This is a genomic window from Streptomyces sp. NBC_00461 (assembly GCF_036013935.1).
Lineage (GTDB): Bacteria > Actinomycetota > Actinomycetes > Streptomycetales > Streptomycetaceae > Streptomyces.
The window spans coordinates 9,087,059-9,103,370 of sequence record NZ_CP107902.1 but is presented as its reverse complement, the minus strand read 5'-3'; the positions used below and the strand labels follow the sequence as shown (position 1 = coordinate 9,103,370).

General features: G+C 70.9%; 16 protein-coding genes. 4 read left to right on the top strand and 12 right to left on the bottom strand.

All coding sequences use genetic code 11. The features are described 5' to 3' along the window. Positions 1-237: 237 nt before the first annotated feature. Both pdhA and OG870_RS48335 read left to right on the top strand, forming a co-directional pair. Entirely contained in the window at positions 238-1,362 is a 1,125-nt protein-coding gene (gene pdhA, locus OG870_RS42195) for a pyruvate dehydrogenase (acetyl-transferring) E1 component subunit alpha (protein ID WP_266587003.1), read from the top strand. Between the two features lies 1 nt (position 1,363). Next, on the top strand, positions 1,364-3,421 hold the full coding sequence (locus OG870_RS48335) for a 2-oxo acid dehydrogenase subunit E2 (protein WP_405623465.1): 2,058 nt from the start codon (positions 1,364-1,366) through the stop codon (positions 3,419-3,421). Between the two features lie 76 nt (positions 3,422-3,497). Here the strand turns inward: OG870_RS48335 and OG870_RS42180 are convergent, their stop codons facing one another. Continuing rightward, positions 3,498-4,673, bottom strand: a complete 1,176-nt coding sequence (locus tag OG870_RS42180; protein WP_266841693.1) for a cytochrome P450 — start codon at positions 4,671-4,673, stop codon at positions 3,498-3,500. Positions 4,674-4,763: 90 nt separating this feature from the next. Here OG870_RS42180 and OG870_RS42175 point away from each other — a divergent pair, with 90 nt between their 5' ends. Together OG870_RS42175 and OG870_RS42170 are read left to right on the top strand one after the other, a co-directional pair. Further along, the gene (locus OG870_RS42175) at positions 4,764-5,822 is read left to right on the top strand and encodes a right-handed parallel beta-helix repeat-containing protein (RefSeq protein WP_266841691.1); all 1,059 of its coding nucleotides are present in this window, start codon (positions 4,764-4,766) and stop codon (positions 5,820-5,822) included. Between the two features lie 50 nt (positions 5,823-5,872). Beyond that, positions 5,873-6,901, top strand: coding sequence for a methyltransferase (locus tag OG870_RS42170; RefSeq protein WP_266526796.1), 1,029 nt, complete (start codon positions 5,873-5,875; stop codon positions 6,899-6,901). Positions 6,902-6,980: 79 nt separating this feature from the next. Here OG870_RS42170 and OG870_RS42165 read toward each other — a convergent pair whose 3' ends face one another. The 11 genes from OG870_RS42165 to OG870_RS42115 all read right to left on the bottom strand — a co-directional run bounded on the left by OG870_RS42165 (position 6,981) and on the right by OG870_RS42115 (position 16,086). Next, positions 6,981-7,313, bottom strand: coding sequence for a TcmI family type II polyketide cyclase (locus OG870_RS42165; protein ID WP_266526799.1), 333 nt, complete (start codon positions 7,311-7,313; stop codon positions 6,981-6,983). 28 nt (positions 7,314-7,341) lie between these two features. Then, complete coding sequence (locus OG870_RS42160; protein ID WP_266526802.1) at positions 7,342-7,821, bottom strand: SRPBCC family protein; 480 nt, start codon at positions 7,819-7,821, stop codon at positions 7,342-7,344. Position 7,822: 1 nt separating this feature from the next. Further along, entirely contained in the window at positions 7,823-8,077 is a 255-nt protein-coding gene (locus OG870_RS42155; protein WP_266526805.1) for an acyl carrier protein, read from the bottom strand. 30 nt (positions 8,078-8,107) lie between these two features. Continuing rightward, the gene (locus OG870_RS42150; RefSeq protein ID WP_266923243.1) at positions 8,108-9,361 is read right to left on the bottom strand and encodes a ketosynthase chain-length factor; all 1,254 of its coding nucleotides are present in this window, start codon (positions 9,359-9,361) and stop codon (positions 8,108-8,110) included. Beyond that, the gene (locus OG870_RS42145) at positions 9,358-10,626 is read right to left on the bottom strand and encodes a beta-ketoacyl-[acyl-carrier-protein] synthase family protein (RefSeq protein ID WP_266526811.1); all 1,269 of its coding nucleotides are present in this window, start codon (positions 10,624-10,626) and stop codon (positions 9,358-9,360) included. The genes OG870_RS42150 and OG870_RS42145 overlap by 4 nt, the downstream gene beginning before the upstream one ends. After that, positions 10,623-11,033, bottom strand: coding sequence for a cupin domain-containing protein (locus OG870_RS42140; RefSeq protein ID WP_266526814.1), 411 nt, complete (start codon positions 11,031-11,033; stop codon positions 10,623-10,625). Before OG870_RS42140 ends, OG870_RS42145 begins: the two co-directional genes overlap by 4 nt. A gap of 69 nt (positions 11,034-11,102) precedes the next feature. Then, positions 11,103-12,245 carry a SchA/CurD-like domain-containing protein gene (locus OG870_RS42135; RefSeq protein ID WP_266586993.1) on the bottom strand — a complete coding sequence of 381 codons (1,143 nt, stop codon included), beginning with the start codon at positions 12,243-12,245 and terminating at the stop codon, positions 11,103-11,105. Positions 12,246-12,371: 126 nt separating this feature from the next. Then, complete coding sequence (locus OG870_RS42130; RefSeq protein WP_266526820.1) at positions 12,372-13,082, bottom strand: class F sortase; 711 nt, start codon at positions 13,080-13,082, stop codon at positions 12,372-12,374. A 118-nt stretch (positions 13,083-13,200) separates the two neighbouring features. Beyond that, the gene (locus OG870_RS42125) at positions 13,201-13,707 is read right to left on the bottom strand and encodes a hypothetical protein (RefSeq protein WP_266526823.1); all 507 of its coding nucleotides are present in this window, start codon (positions 13,705-13,707) and stop codon (positions 13,201-13,203) included. 161 nt (positions 13,708-13,868) lie between these two features. Beyond that, positions 13,869-15,524 carry an FAD-dependent oxidoreductase gene (locus OG870_RS42120; protein WP_266586991.1) on the bottom strand — a complete coding sequence of 552 codons (1,656 nt, stop codon included), beginning with the start codon at positions 15,522-15,524 and terminating at the stop codon, positions 13,869-13,871. 268 nt (positions 15,525-15,792) lie between these two features. Continuing rightward, complete coding sequence (locus OG870_RS42115) at positions 15,793-16,086, bottom strand: hypothetical protein (RefSeq protein WP_266526829.1); 294 nt, start codon at positions 16,084-16,086, stop codon at positions 15,793-15,795. Positions 16,087-16,312: the final 226 nt, after the last annotated feature.

Sequence of the window (16,312 nt, the reverse complement as noted above, 5' to 3'; positions counted from 1 at the left end):
GAACCAGCACTTCGGGAAGGGCAGGCTACTTGCGGGTTACCTTTGCCTGACGTGCAGTTGACACGAGGGAAGCGCTTACTGTCGGGTCGCCGCGACCAAGCCCCCCACCTGCGGACTGTTCAGTTCCGGTTCACTTGGGCGTATCCGCCCGGCAGTTGAGAAAGCGCTCACTGCGGAGAGCATCCGAGGCGCACGAGCCATGACGAAAGGGGTCGCGGGAACATGGGCGATACGCCGATGCATACGACAGCGGGGGATTGGACAGATCCCTCGACCTGGCTTCCGTCCCAGGTTCCGGTTTCCCTTCTGTCATCGAATGGCAATGTGCCGAAATCCGACACCACGCATGGCTCACGGGAGCGCACTTACCCCGAGCCGTCGGCCGAGGCGCTGCTGACGGCGTACCGGAAGATGGTCGTGGGGCGCCGCTTCGACGAGCAGGCGACCGCGCTCGCCCGGCAGGGCAGGCTCGCGGTCCACCCCTCCAGCCTCGGCCAGGAGGCCTGCCAGGTGGGTGCCGCGCTCGCGCTGCGCGCCACGGACTGGCTGTTTCCCACCTACCGGGACTGCGTCGCGCTGGTCAGCCGCGGGATCGACCCCGTCGAGGCGCTGACGCTGCTGCGCGGTGACGCGCACTGCGGCTACGACCCGGTGCGGCACCGCACGGCACCGCAGTGCACCCCGCTGGCCACCCACGCCGCTCACGCCGCGGGACTTGCCCACGGCGAGCGGCTCAAGGGCACGGACACGGTCGCCCTCGCGCTCGTGGGCGACGGCGCGACCAGCGAGGGCGACTTCCACGAGGCCCTCAATCTGGCGGGCGTGCTGAAGGCGCCGGTGGTGTTCCTGGTGCAGAACAACGGGTACGCCATCTCCGTCCCGCTGTCCGAGCAGTGCGCCGCACCGAGCCTGGCGTACAAGGGGATCGGTTACGGCATCCGCTCCGAGCAGGTGGACGGCAACGACGCCGCGGCCGTACTCGCCGTGCTGGGCACGGCTGTCGAGGACGCCCGGGCGGGCGGCGGGCCGTGGCTCGTCGAGGCGCACACCTACCGGCTCGGCCCGCACACCAGCGCCGACGATCCCTCCAGGTACCGCACCACCGCGGAGGCCGACCGCTGGCGGGAGCGCGACCCGATCGCCCGCCTGGAGTCCGCGCTGCGCGAGCAGGGCCTGCTCACCGACGCCGACGTGAAGGCCGTGACCGCCGAGGCGGAGGCGTACGCCGCCGATGTGCGGGAACGGCTCGCCGCGGACCCGGAGTTGAACCCGTCGGCCCTCTTCGACGACGTCTTCGGCTCCCCGCCCCCACACCTCACCGATCAACAAGCCCTGCTGCGGGCCGAGTTGGAGGAACGCTGACATGACCGCGGTCGACACGGGGATGGCCCAGGCACTCAACGCCGCCTTGCGGGACGCGCTGGGCGCGGACGAACGCGTCGTGGTCCTCGGCGAGGACGTCGGCCGCCTCGGCGGCGTCTTCCGGGTCACCGACGGGCTGAGAGAGGCCTTCGGCGACCGGCGCTGCTTCGACACACCGGTCAGCGAGGCCGGCATAGCGGGGCTCTCGGTCGGCATGGCGATGGCCGGCTGGCGACCGGTGGTGGAGATGCAGTTCGACGCCTTCGCCTACCCGGCCTTCGAGCAGATCGCCTCCCACGTGGCCAAGATGCGCAACCGCACCCGGGGCGCCCTCACGCTCCCGATGGTCGTGCGGATCCCCTACGGCGGCGGCATCGGAGGCGTGGAGCACCACAGCGACTCCAGCGAGGCGTACTACGCGCACACGGCGGGCCTGAAGGTCGTGACCCCGGCGACGGCGGCGGACGCGTACTCCCTGCTGCGGGAGGCGATCGACGACCCGGACCCGGTGATCTTCCTGGAGCCGAAGCGCCGCTACTGGACCAAGGAGCCGCTCGAACTCCCGCTCCGCACCGAGCCGTTCGGCACCGCGGGGGTGCGCCGCGCCGGAAGTGACGCCACGCTCGTGGCGTACGGCCCCTCGGTCGCCGTAGCGCTCGAAGCCGCTCAACTGGCCGCCGCGGAAGGCCTGGACGTCGAGGTGCTGGACCTGCGCACCCTCGTCCCTCTCGACGACCGTGCGCTGGAGGCGTCGGTGCGGAGGACCGGCCGGTGCCTGGTGGTGCACGAGGCGCAGGGCTTCGCCGGGGTGGGCGCCGAGATCGCGGCGCGGGTGCAGGAGCGGTGCTTCGACGCGCTGCGCGCTCCGGTGCTGCGGGTCACGGGGTTCGACATCCCGTATCCGCCGCCGTTGCTTGAGGACGCCCATCTGCCGGGGGTACGCCGGGTGCTCGACGGCCTCCACCGTCTGCTGCCCGCCTTCGTACGCGGACCTCGCGGCCCCGTGCCGCTCTCCGGCACCACCGCACCCGGGCAGACGTTCCTCCTCCCCGACCTGGGGGAAGGGCTGGCCGAGGCGGAGGTGCTGGAGTGGATGGTCGCCGTGGGCGACCCCGTCGAGCACGATCAGGTCGTCGCGGAGGTCGAGACGGCCAAGTCCGTGGTGACGCTGCCGAGTCCGTTCGCCGGGACGGTGACGGCCCTGCACTGCCTCGCCGGTGAGGTCGTCCGGGTGGGCGCGCCGCTGCTCACCGTGCAGGAGACGGCCGGTTCCGGCGCCGTCCTGACCGGCTACGGCACGTCGTCCCGGCCGGGACGACACCAGTCGCCGCGGCCGGCGACCACGACCGCGCCGCCCGAAGACGCCGCCGCGTCGGCCGCCCCGGTCCCTGCGCAACGATCCGCCGCCCGTCTCCCGCTGGGTCCGGCGGCCGAGAAGTTCTCCCGTGGGCACCGTGACACGCCTGCCGTGACCATCTGGGCGGACACCGAGGCCGACCGCCTGCTCGCCGCCCGCACCACCCACGGGACGGGCCTGCTGCCGCTGATGGCCCGGGCCTGCCTCGACGCTCTCGCCGCGTTCCCGGAGCTCAACTCCCGTGTGGACACCGGCCGCCAGGAGCTCCTCAGGCTGCCCGAGGTGCATCTCGGTTTCGCCGCGCAGACCGACCACGGCCTGGTCGTCCCCGTGGTCCGCGACGCCGACCGTCTCGCACTCGACGACCTCGCCGCCGAGCTGCGGCGCCTGACCGGCCTCGCCCGCCGAGGCTCGCTGCCCGCCGAGCACCTCACCGGCGGCACGTTCACCCTGAACAACTACGGCGGCTTCGACGTCGACGGCGCCACCCCGATCCTCAACCACCCCCAGGCGGCCATGATCGGCCTTGGCCGCATCACGGACCGCCCCTGGGTGACGGACGGCCGCGTCGAGGTCCGCAAGGTCGTCAACGTGTCCCTGACCTTCGACCACCGCGTCTGCGACGGCGGCACGGCGGCAGGCTTCCTGCGCCGAGTCATTGACTGCCTCAACTCGTCTGACCGGCTGGGTAGTTGCTCCTGAGCGGCGCCGCGCGGCGGGCGACCGTTGCCACGATGTCGGCGTCAGGAGATCTGTGTGACCGTGCCGCGGCCGGCCCTCAGGCGAGCCTGTCCCACAGCACGTGCAGGGTGGAGGGCTTGCGGAAGACCAGGCCGTGCGGAGTCGTGGGGTGGTCCGGGTCGAGGCGCAGAGCGGGGAGGCGTTCGAGCAGGTGCTGGAGGGCGATGCGGGTCTCCAGGCGGGCCAGGTGGGCGGCGATGCAGTGGTGCGGGCCGTGCGCGAAGGCCAGTTGGAGACGGGCGTTGGCGCGGCGCACGTCGAAACGGTCGGGATCGGGGAAGACGGCCGGGTCTCGGTTGGCGCCCGCGAGGGAGACGGTGACCGGGTCACCGCGGCGGATCGAGGCGGGGCCCAGTTCGATGTCCCGGGTGGCGTATCGGTCGACCACCACGGCGCCGGGTTCGAGGCGCAGGGACTCCTCGATCGCGCCGTCCAGGAGGTCGAAGTCGGCGCGGACCAGGGCGAGTTGGCCGGGGTTCGCCAGCAGCTGCAGCAGCGCGTTGGTGATCATCGCCTCGGTGGTCTCGATGCCGCCGAACATCATGACCGCGGCGTTGGACGCCACTTCGGGCAGCGTCAGCCGCCCGGCCGCGGAGAGGAGCAGCGAACTGCTGCCCCGGTCGGCGACGGTGCCTTCCACCGCGGCACGCAGCTGCGCGTACGCCGCGGCACCGGCGGGCCCCGCCTCGTTTCCGGCGGTGATGTCCGAGACCGACCGGACGATGGAGTCGTACCAGGTCAGGACCGTGTCCGCGCTGGTGCCCACCAGTCCGAGCGCCTCGGTCACGACGGCGACCGCGAGCGGTCCGGCGAAGACGCGCCTCAGCTCGGCGGCACCCGCCGGTTCCAGCGCGGTGACGAGCCGGTCGGTCTCCCGCTCGATGAACGAGGCGAAGCCGTCCCGCACCTGTCGGGGGCGAAAAGGGGCGTTGAAGGGTTCGCGGTGGCGGGTGTGCCGCTCGCCGTCCAGCGAGAGCATGCTCGGCCCGACGACCTGGGCGGTGGAGAACCGGGGGTCGTCGACGGTGAAGGTCTCGGCGTCCCGCATCACGCTCAGCGCGAGGTCGCGACGGGTCACCAGCCAGCCGCCCAGCTCGGGCAGCCAGGACACGGGCTCGTGTGCACGCAGCAGCGCCAGTCGCGGATGTGGATCGTGGGCGAGTTCCGCGAGCGTGGTCGCGGCACCGAGCGGGAAGGAGACGGCGGCGTTCACACCACAGGCTAACAATCACTCGGACGGTGACACGCCGCCGGATGGCCCATCCTGCCACTGAGCGGCATATCGGGTCATAACGTTCGCGATATGAAGAAATACCGCGCGTACCTGATGTGCACCGCTGTGGTCGTCGGGACGGGACTCGGTGCCGCTCCGCCGGCCGCACATCATCATGCGACCCATGTGGTCTGGCCCGGCGAGTCGATCCAGAAGGCGGTGGACGCCGCCCAGTCAGGTGACACCGTGCTGCTGGCCCCCGGCACGTTCCACGAGAGCGTCAAGGTGACCACGCCCGGGCTGACCCTGCGGGGCATGGGGCGCGGCACGGTGATCGCGCCGAGCACCAAGAAGGCCGCGGACAGCTGCTCCGAGGCCGGCAACGGCATCTGTGTGCTGGGTACGAAGGACCGCAACGTCAAGGGCGTCACCGTCGCCTCGCTGACCGTCACCGGCTTCACCCGGGCCGGGGTGTTCGGCATGGCGACCGACGGGATGACGGTGCGGAACGTGACCGCGGTGAAGAACGGTGTGTGGGGCATCGCCCAGGAGCGCTCGGTCCGTGGTGTGTTCCAGAACAACACCGCCCAGGACAACGGCGACGCGGGTCTGTTCCTCGCCAACACCATCAAGGAGGAGGCCGGCGCCGACGACACCCGGGGCACGGTGATCGAGCGCAACCGGCTGGAGGGCAACCGCATCGGCGTCACGGTCCGGCGGCTGCGGAACCTCACCGTCACGCAGAACCGCATCTCGGGGAACTGCGCGGGCGTGTTCGTCGTGGGTGATGAGAACAAGCCGAAGGCCGGCGCCGTGACCGTGCGCGACAACTTCGTCGTACGCAACAACAAGTCGTGCCCGAAGACGGACCGGCTGGACGCGCTCCAGGGCTCCGGCATCGTCGTGACCGGCGCCGAGGACAACACGGTGACGGGAAACGTGGTCCGGGACAACGCCGGCGCGTCCCCGCTGTCCGGCGGCATCGTCCTGTTCAAGAGCTTCGTGGGCGTCACCAGTGACCGCAACCGCGTCAGCGGCAACGTCCTCGGGGGCAACTCCCCGGCGGACATCGTCAACACGGACCAGGGAGTGGGCAACACCTTCCAGGACAACCACTGCCGCGCGTCCAAGCCCGCGGGACTGTGCTGACCACTCGATCCCCGGCCAACCCGATGAACCCATGAGGAAGGAAGCGGCACATGACGACTGCACAGACCGCCCCACCGCCGTCCATGCGGCTGAGGGAGCTCGCGTTCGCGGCGGCATGTGCCGCCGCTCTCCGGGCCGCCGCCCGGCTGGGAGTCCCCGACGCCCTCGGCGACAGCCCCATGACCGTGGAGGACCTCGCCGCCGCCGTGAAGGCCGAGCCCCGGCCCCTGCGCCGGCTGCTGCACACGCTGTCCTGCTACGACATCTTCGCCGAACTGCCTGACGGCACGTTCGAGCACACCGACGTCTCCAGGCTGCTGCGCGAGGACGACCCGAACAGCCTGCGCGCCATCGCGCTGTGGTGCACCGAGCCATGGACCTGGGACGCCTGGCCGAGGCTCGACGAGGCGGTGCGCACCGGGCGCAACGTCGTCGAGGACCTGTACGGCAAGGAGTTCTTCCCCTACCTCAACGAGGACGCCCCGGAATCGGCCGACGTCTTCAACCGCGCCATGACGACCTCCAGCGTGCAGTCGGCCCGGGACGTCGCCGAGTTCCTGGATCTGTCCGGGAGTTCGTCGGTCGCCGACCTCGGCGGCGGCCAGGGGCACGTGGTGGCGAGCCTGCTCGACAAGTACCCCTCGATGCACGGCACCCTGCTCGACCTGCCCCGAGTGGTGGAGAACGCGGTGCCGAGGCTGCGTGCGGGAGGCGACCTCGCCGACCGCGCGCGCATCGTGCCCGGCGACGTCCGGGTGGCCGTCCCGGTCGAAGCCGACGTGTACGTCATCAAGAACATCCTGGAGTGGGACGACGAGAGCACGGCCAGGACGCTGCGCAACGTCCGCGAGGCGGGCGGGCCGGGGGCCCGCGTCGTGGTCATCGAGAACCTCGTCGACGACACGCCCTCGATGCGGTTCAGCACCGGGATGGACCTGCTGCTGCTCCTGAACGTCGGCGGGGCGAAGCACACCACCCAGAGCATGGTGGCCCGGCTGACCGAGGCGGGCCTGGTCATCGACGACATCCGACCGGTGAACCCCTACCTGCACGCCTTCGACTGTCACGTCCCGGAGTGATCGGACCGCATCCGCACAGACCACCGGTGGCCGGGTCCCGCAGCGTCGCGGGCCCGGCCACCGGTGATGTCCGGCAGGCTCAGCCTGCCGGGTCGCGCTCCCAGAGGTAGAAGCGCTGCGCCATGGCGTCCTTCGGGGAACGCCAGGTCTCGGGGTCGTACGCGCTGACGTACGCGGTGAGCCGTTCGCTGACGTCCCGGAAGTCGGGATGCTGCGTGACCTTGGCGATGGCGGGACCGGGCTCGCGCTCGGACTCGATGAGGTGCATGTACACATCGCCGAACTGGAAGAGGCTGCGACGGACCACCCCGACGAGGTGCGGCAGCTCTCCCCGGTCGGACTCCGCGAACACCTTGGCGATGTCGGGTGCCGATCCCGGAGCCATTCGGGCGACGATCAGAGCTTGGTGCATGGGGACTGCTCTCCGTCCTTCGTCCGGCTCAGTCGGTCAGACCCGGTGTGGCCCCGCGCTCGGCGGCGGCCTTCTCGATGCGGTCCCGGATCAGGCCCATCTGGACCTTGGAGTTCCGGTTGATGTTGTCGGTCATCCAGGCGTCGTCGACCGGTGCTTCCGGCTTCATCGCGAAGTCCTGCGTCCAGACCATCCGCGTGCCGGCCGCCACCTCCTCGTACTGCCAGTGGATGTTCATGTGGGCGAAGGGCCCCGTCTCGACCCGGCGGGCCTTGACGCTGAGCGTGTCGCGGTCGGGTTCGCGCTCCGAGACCCAGCTCCACACGGTGCCGTTCTCGTCCGGGTGCATGGTCAGCCGGAAGGTGGTCTTGCGGCCCTCCCGGGACAGCACCTCGACGGAGGCGTACTCGCTGAACAGCCGCGGCCAGTTCTCCAGGTCGTTGGTCATCTCCCAGACCAGGTCCAGGGGCGCCGCGATGGTGATCTCGTTCTGCGTGTGTCCGGTCATTTCACGCTCCTGTCATGAGGGCACTGTTGACGAGGTCGAGGAACTGACGGGGCGTCTTGGAGCGTTCGGCGTCGGGCGGCATCGGTGTGCCGTACCGGTTCTCCAGTTCGCCGACGATGCCCAGCAGACCGAGCGAGTCGACACCCAGGGTGTCGAAGCCCGGGTCGCCTTCGCGGAGTTCCTCCGGGGCGACGGTGACGCCGGCGGACTTCTTCATGAGTTCGGCCAGCTCTTCCACGGTGATGCGGTCAGTCATGCGCTTGCTCCTCTACTGCTGCGCGGCGCCTCACCTAGAGGCGTCGGTGGCGCCGTGCCGCAGCACCAGCGCCGAGTTCGATCCCATGAGTCCCCGGCTCAGGACCAGCGCCGTACGTGACTCGGCGGTACGGGCCCGGCCGGTCACGAGGTCGAGGTCGTGGCAGATGTCGAAGACGTTGGGGGTGGGGGGGATCACGCCGTGCTCCATCGCGAGAACCGCCGCCGCGACGTCCAGCACGGGCGCCGCGCCGTAGCCCCGGCCGATGCCGGTCTTCGGCGCCGTGACGGGCACGCGAGTGCCGTGCACGCCGAGCGCGTCGGCGATCGCCAGGGCCTCCGCGCGGTCCGCCTCCGGCACTCCGAGGGCGTCGGCGAAAACCACGTCGATCTCCTCGGGGACACAGCCGGCCTCGTCCAGGGCGCCCCGGATGGCCTGGGCGAGCCCCTCCCGGGACTGCTCCCAGCGGGAGGCGCCGGTGAATGTCGCCGCGTGTCCGGCGAGCACCGTCTGCACACGCGCGCCCCGTTCCCTGGCCGACGCCTCGTTCTCCACCACGAGCATGGCGCCGCCCTCGGCAGGGACGAATCCGCAGGCCGCGGAGGTGAACGGGCGGTAGGCACGGGTCGGGTCGTCCGCGGTGCTGAGCTCCTCGTAGCCGAGCTGGCAGACGACGGAGTAGGGGGCGAGCGGCGCCTCGGTCGAGCCGGCCACGATCACGTCGGTGCCGCGCCGTACGGCACGCGCCGCGTGCGCGAGGGCGTCCAGACCGCCGGCCTCGTCGCTGGCGACGACCGAGCAGGGCCCCTTGAAGCCCCGGCGGATGGATATCTGGCCGGTGCTTGCCGCGTAGAACCAGGCGATGGACTGGTACGGGCCGACGAACCGGCTGCCCTTGCTCCACAGCTGCTGCAGTTCCCGCTGTCCGAACGCACCGCCGCCGGAGCCGGCCGCGGTGACCACACCCACGGAGAACGGGGAGTCGTCGGTCTCGGTCCGGCCGAGACGGGCGTCGTCCAACGCGAGGTCGGCAGCGGCCATCGCGAAGTGCGTGAACCGGTCGGTCTGGACGAGGAAACGTTCCTCCACCGCGGCCGACGGGTCGAAGTCGCGGACCTCGCCCGCCACCCGCAGCGGCAGGTGCTCGCAGCCCTCGCGGGTGACCCGGTCCAGGACGCTGATGCCCTCCCTGGTGGACTTCCAGAAGGTCTCCGTGCTGGAGCCGTTGGGCGCGACCACGCCCATTCCGGTGATGGCCGCGCGCCGTGGATAGGGTTCGCTCATCGTGTCTTCTCCCTCGGCCGGGACAGGACCACCGCGGACTGGAAGCCGCCGAACCCGCTGCCCACCGAGAGCACGCTGTTCAGTTTCCGGGCGCGGGCCTCACGCGGGACGTAGTCCAGGTCGCACTCGGGGTCCGGCGTTTCGTAGTTGGCGGTCGGCGGGACGGTCTGCTTCGCCAGGGCCAGTACGCACGCGACGAGTTCGATCGCGCCGATCGCGCCGAGGGAGTGGCCCACCATGGACTTGATGGAACTCATCGGCGTGTCGTAGGCGTGCGGGCCCAGGGCCCGTTTCACCGCGGCGGTCTCGTGGCGGTCGTTCTGCTGGGTGCCCGACCCGTGGGCGTTGACGTAGTCGATCGCCGTGCCGTCGAGCCTGGCGTGGTCGAGGGCGGCCTCGATGGCCTTCGCCATCTCCAGGCCCTCACGGGTCAGACCGGTCATGTGGTACGCGTTCCCGAAGGTCGCGTAGCCGCCGAGCTCGCAGTACACGTGTGCGCCACGGGCCCGGGCGTGTTCGAGTTCCTCCAGGACGAGTACCGCGCCGCCCTCGCCCATGACGAACCCGTCGCGGTCGGCGTCGAAGGGACGCGAGGCGTGCGCGGGATCGTCGTTGTGCGCGGAGGTGGCCTTGATGGCGTCGAAGCAGGCCATGGTGATCGGGGAGATCGGCGAGTCCGAGGCGCCGGCTATGCAGATGTCGGCCCGGCCCTCCTCCACGGTGTGGAAGGCGTACCCGACCGCGTCGAGCCCCGAGGTGCAGCCCGTGGAGACGGTCTGCACCGGCCCGCGCGCCCCGAACCGCTCCGCCACGGTCGAGGCGAGCGTGCTCGGTGCGAACGCGCGGTGGAGGTACGGCTCTGCCTGCTGGGCATCGACGTCCCAGCGCTGCCCGCCGTGGCTGACCAGCACGTAGTCGTGCTCCAGTCGTGTGGTGCCGCCGACCGCGGTGCCCAGGGAGACGCCGACCCGCCAGGGGTCCTCCCGGTCGAGTTCGAGGCCGGCGTCCCGCACCGCTTCCGTCCCGGCGGCCAGGGCGAACTGGATGTACCGGTCGCACCGTTCGGTCTGCCCGGCGTCCAGCCCGTGCTCCGACGGGTCGAAGTCGCACTCGGCGGCGATCCGCGAACGCAGACCGGCCGGATCGAAGAACGTGATGCCCCGCGTCGCCGTGCGCCCGGCCGCCAGGAGGTCCCAGAAGGCCGGTACGCCTATGCCGCCCGGTGCGACGATGCCTATGCCGGTGACGGCCACCCGTCTCGTCATGAATGCACCTCGGCGACGGGCTCGGTCTCCTCGGTGTCGACATGGCCGAGCTGCGGGCGCGGGGCCAGCGGGCCGAGGTGGAAGACCATGCGGGCCTCCACGTTGCCGACGTTGCGGAAGCGGTGGCGCATGTGGGCGGGAATCATGAGCCCCTGCTCGGGCCGCAGCGTATGCGGCACGCCGTCCAGGTCCACCTCCAGCTCCCCGCACACGACGTACACGAACTCTTCGGAGTACGGGTGGTAGTGCTCACCGATGCGGTCGCCGGGCTCGACGATGGCGACGCCCATGAATCCGCTGGTGGAGCCGACCGTGGCCGGGGTGAGCATGGCGCGCAGATCGCCGCCGCGCCGACGGTTGGGCTCGACCTCGCTGAGATCCACGATTCTGGGACGGGATGTGATCACGACGTTCCTCCGTTCAGGTCCTGCATCGACGTGGGGGTGTGGCCGCCGCCACGGGCGTGTGACGGCAGATCAGGCGTCGGGCGAGCGGCGGTCGGTGACGAGGTCCATACGGGCCAGCCCGACGTAGCGCGCGAGTTCGCCGTCCTTCGGTGCGGACGCGTCGCCGGTGAACGTCATCAGCTCCGCGGCCTGACCCGGGTCCGGGAGGCCGAGAGCCAGCGCGGGGTCGGCGGCGTCGAGGCCGCCGTGCACGTCGATCAGCCGTACGACGACGTCATCGCGCTGGAAGATCGTGCTGCGCAGGACCGGGCTGCGCGGGTCGTCCGCCGCCGCCTCGTCCTGCCGGGCCAGCAGCTCGGCCAGGCGCATGCCGCAGCCGGGCCGGGCCGGGTAGGACAGCGCGTACCGCTCGGCCCGCGCGTCCTGCTGCTCCGCCGTCACGTGGTGCACGGCGGGCAGGGCCGCACGGGTGAAGAAGACGCGGGCGGACTCGGGGTCGTTCAGGTCCCGGTCCTGCTCCAGGTAGGGGTTGATGGCCTCCTCGACCGCGCGCACCTCGGGCTGCCGGGACACGTGGCGCAGCGCGGCGAGCAGGTCGCCCCGCACCTCGATGGCCCGCACCACCCGGTTACCGTGCATGAACAGCGACGTGCGGCACAGCCGGGTGGCGGCATCGACCTTGGGGTCGGGCGAGGCGTAGTCGGCGAGGATCTTCGCGACCGTCTCCTCGCTGCCCGGCTTGACGGTGAAGGTGAGTGCGTGGCGGATGATGCCGTCGCCGATCCTGGGCGACGCCTGGAGCCGGCGCTTGCCGGCCTTGGTGTCCACGGCCGGTCCGCCCGTCTCGCGGACGATGTGGAAGCGCAGCGACCTGGTGTCCCGCACGCAGCTGTGCAGGGGTTCCACCATCCGCACGTGCTCCTCGCTGTTCACCCATGCGAGGAACGGCGGGGCGCTCTCCCACTCACTGGTGATGAGCCATTGGGAGGGGTTCTCGATGGACTGGCACAGCTGGTCGCTGACGTGCCCGGGAACGGACGCGACCTGGTTGCACAGGAGCTCGTACGCCTCCAGGAACTGCTGCTGGGCTCCGTCGTAGACGTCCACCAGCAGGACGACCCTGAGTCTGGAGCCGTCGAACACGGACTGGGAGACACGTGGCGACACCTGCTGGGTCAGCGGGCCGGAAACACGTTCGGACGTGGTGGTCATCCTGCGCACATCTCCTTCGCGGAGGCGGAAGTGGTTGTTCGAGCCGCGGTGATGCGGCGTCAGCGTTCCTCGATCGTGTGCCCGTCCCGTGAAGAGCGCGACTCGTATGCACTACGCGGGTGATGCTCAGACGAGATGGGCGAAGACCACCAGGTTGTCCGTGTAGTCCCGGACCGAGCGGTCGTAGTCACCCGCACAGGTGATGAGCCGCACCTGGGCCTGCGGGGTGTCGGCGTACACGCGGTCGCTGGGGAAGTTCGACTTGTCGAAGGTCTCCACGCCGTCGACCCGGAAGTTCGCGGTGCGCCCGTCGGCCCGCAGGACGGAGAACCGGTCGCCCTTCCGCAGCTCGCCGAGGTTCGCGAAGACCGCCGCGGACGTCTTGGTGTCGACGTGACCGGCGATGATCGCGGTTCCGGCCTCGCCTGGGGATGCTCCCTTGACGTGCCAGCCGACGAGGTTGGTGTCGGCCGCGGGAGGTGGCTCCAGTTGTCCGGTCGAGCCGATGTAGAGGTCGGTGAAGGGGGCGTCGACCCAGATCTTCGGAATGCGCAGGCGCACGGGCCTGGACCGGGGCAGATGCTTCCCCGCCGGCTGCCCGGCGGGCGGTGCCGACACGGCCGACCGCGGCAGCGAATCTGCGGCCTGCGGGGCCGTCGCCGCGGACTGGGGGCCGCCCGGCGGGCTGGACTCGTCGGTCGACTCGCCCTGGCCGCTGATCAAACTCGCGGCCAGCAGCAGGCCGGCCGCGGCGCACATCATCATCGCCCCCGAGCGGGACGATCCCTGGCCGGTGGGCACCGGTTCGTCACCGGTGGGGGAAGGGGGGGCTGCCATCGGAGATCACCTCAATCGGGCACGGCAGCGGGGCGGACCGGGGATGCGAACAGCGAGCCGGGCCGCCACACGGGCAAACGGGTGGCGGCCGCGGCTGCGCTATCGCATCAGGCATGGATCAGGCCGGGCTTCCGGCCAGCTTTTTGCGGCGCACCGCATAGAGGCCGGTCGCGGCGACGGCCAGTACCGCCAGTCCGCCCGCGGTCGCCGACGGTGTGGCAAGGCCTCCGCCGCCGGTGTGCATGCCGCCGCTGGGCTTCTCGTGTCCGCCACTCCATGAGTCGTTGCCGCGGCCACCGTCACTGTCGTGGTCGCCGCCCCAGGAGTCCTTTCCGTGCTCGCCGTCCTTGTCCTTGTAGGTCTCCGGGTCCGTCTTCGGGTCCTTCGCGGTGGCCCAGTCGTCGCGGTCGTTCACCGCGGTGAGCGCGCCACCACCCGTGTGCATGCCGCCGTGCGGGGAATCGTGCTTGGTGTCCTGGCCGTGCTCCTTGCCGTGCGAAGAGCCGTCGCCGTACGAAGAGTCGTCGTGATCCCAGTCGCCCCCGGCGGCGTACGCGCCGGGTGCACCGATGGCGAGGACGGCCGAGGCCGCCGCTGTCGCCAGGATCATGCGAGCAGAGCGCATCTGATGGTCCTTCCGTCAGGCCCGGCAGCTGGGACTTGGTCAGCTGTCTTGACCGGGCCCCGACGTGATCCACCGTCAGCCAGACGTGGCCCGGCCACCAGTCGGGACGATCACCCGGGTGAAGCGGGCACAGCTCACCCGGGACTGTGCCCAACGGGTGATCAGGCCAGTGACAGAGCGCCTTCCAGGGCCCTGCGCAGCGCCGATCCGGCATCCGGATCCGGCCCGGACGACCGCCACGCGACGAACCCGTCCGGCCGTACGAGGACGGCGCCACCGCGTGTCGTGCCGTGGCGCTCCGCCCAGTCCACATCGCCCTCCGGAACCAGTTCGGCCTCGGGTCCGGCACCCACTCGGTACGACCGGACGGGGACCGACATCTCGTCGGCGAGGCGGGTGGCGGCCTCGTGCCATCCGCTCGGGTCACCGGCGTCGCTGAGCAGGACCGGGGTCCGTTCGTAGAGGTCGAGGGTGGAGATCCGTTCACCTCCGCGCTTCACCCACAGGTGGGGCGCCCTGGTGCCGGGCGCACCGCTCAGGTCGAGGTTCTCCGGTACGACCGCTGCGGCGGGATCGGCGCCGACGACCGCGCCCTGCGGGTACCGGTAGCCGAGCGCCACGTTGAGGATGCCTCGCTGGCGGCCGCCGCCCGCACCCGGCGGTGGGGTGAATCCGGGGTGACTGTGTTCGGCCGAACGGTCGGCGGCGCGGGCGCTGGTCGCCTCCGCCACCGGACGGCGCTCGGCGTCGTAGGAGTTCAGCAGCCCCTCCCCCGCCCAGCCGCCGAGGACCGCGGCCAGCTTCCATGCGAGGTTGTGCGCGTCCTGGATTCCGGTGTTGGAGCCGAAGGCACCGGTGGGCGACATCTCGTGGGCCGAGTCACCGGCCAGGAAGACCCGTCCGGAGCGGTAGCTGCGGGCGACGCGCTGGGCGGCGTGCCAGGGCGCCCGGCCGGTGATCTCCACGTCGAGGTCGGTCACCCCGACCGCGCGGCGGATGTGCTCGATGCACCGCTGGTCGGTGAACTCCTCCAGCGTTTCGCCGTGTTCGGGGTGCCAGGGGGCGTGGAAGACCCAGTTCTCGCGGTTGTCCACCGGCAGCAGCGCGCCGTCGGCGTCCGGGCTGGTCAGATAGCAGACGATGAAGCGGCGGTCGCCCACGACGTCGGCGAGACGGCGGGAGCGGAAGGTGACGCTGACGTTGTGGAACAGGTCGCCCGGACCGCTCTGACCGATGCCGAGCTGCTCACGGACGGGGCTGCGGGGGCCGTCGGCGGCGACGAGGTAGTCGGCGCGGATGGTGGTGTGCTCGCCGGTCTCGCGGCTCTTGGCCACGGCGGTGACGCCGGTGGGGTCGCTCTCGAACGACATGAGTTCGGTGGAGAACCGCAGCTCGCCGCCGAGGGCCCTGGCGTGGTCGAGCAGGACCGGCTCCAGGTCGTTCTGGCTGCACAGGCACCATGCGCTGGGGCTGAAGCGGGCCAGTCCACCGCCGGGGTCGATCTCCCGGAACAGCCACTCGCCCGCGTCGCCGACCAAGGTGGGCGCCTGCAGGATGCCGTGGTTGTCGGCCAGGGTGGCGGCGGCCTCATGGATCGCCGACTCGACGCCCGCCGCCCGGAACACCTCCATCGTGCGGACGTTGTTGCCGCGGCCGCGCGGGTGGATGGAGGTGCCGGAGTGCCGTTCCACCAGGGCGTGGCGCACCCCCAGCCGTCCCAGGAACAACGAGGTCGACAGGCCGACCAGGGAACCGCCGACGATGAGGACCGGGACCCTGATGGTGTGGTTGTCGGCCAGGTCGACTCGTTCGTTCATCACTCTCGCCTCCAGCACGTCTTTTGTCCGCGACCGGCCGGATCGGGCCGCGGTCCTCATGCATGCCCCGCGAATCGGACGGCGGCTCAGGCTTCACCCGCCTGTCACCCGGTGGGCAGCCCAATGGGTGCGGAAAGCGGATCTGAGCGGGGTCTGAGTACGGCGAGAGGCGTTAAGGCAAGGAACGACACTCCGATCTGACGGCGCGACACAAGAAAGCCCGGTGCCCGGCCTGTGGCCGGGCACCGGGGAAGGTCTGACCTGCCGCCTACTTCCCCACGGCGTTGTTGCAGCCCATGGTCGAGCCCAGGTGGTCCTCCTGGGCGCCCGGGTTGCCCTCGCCGTTGAGCGCGCCGCCCAGGACGCCGTTGAGCAGTCCGACCGCGCCGAGGATGTCGATGTTCAGGTCGTGGGACCGGCAAGTCGTGCTCTGCTGGACGGTGAACACGCCGCCTTGACCGCCGCCGTCCTGGCCCCCGTGGGCCTGCGCTGCGCCGACGTTCAGGAACCCGACGGTCCCGAGGGCGACGACCAGAACGGCAGCCTTGCGGAGCATGTGCATGTTCTCTCCGATGGAGTGAAGTGGATGCGATCGCGAAAGATCGCCTTCGACAGCCATGGAAGTTAGGGCGAAATGTTCGCAATTGGCGGGTGACACACGGTGATTCCGTGGATTCTCACCACGGTGCGTGAAGCAGAAGGGGGTACGGCGGCTGCCGCCGGCGCCGAAGGGACCCCGCGAGGACACTCCGGCAAGACGTGGGCATCTGAAGGCAGTTCGTACGACT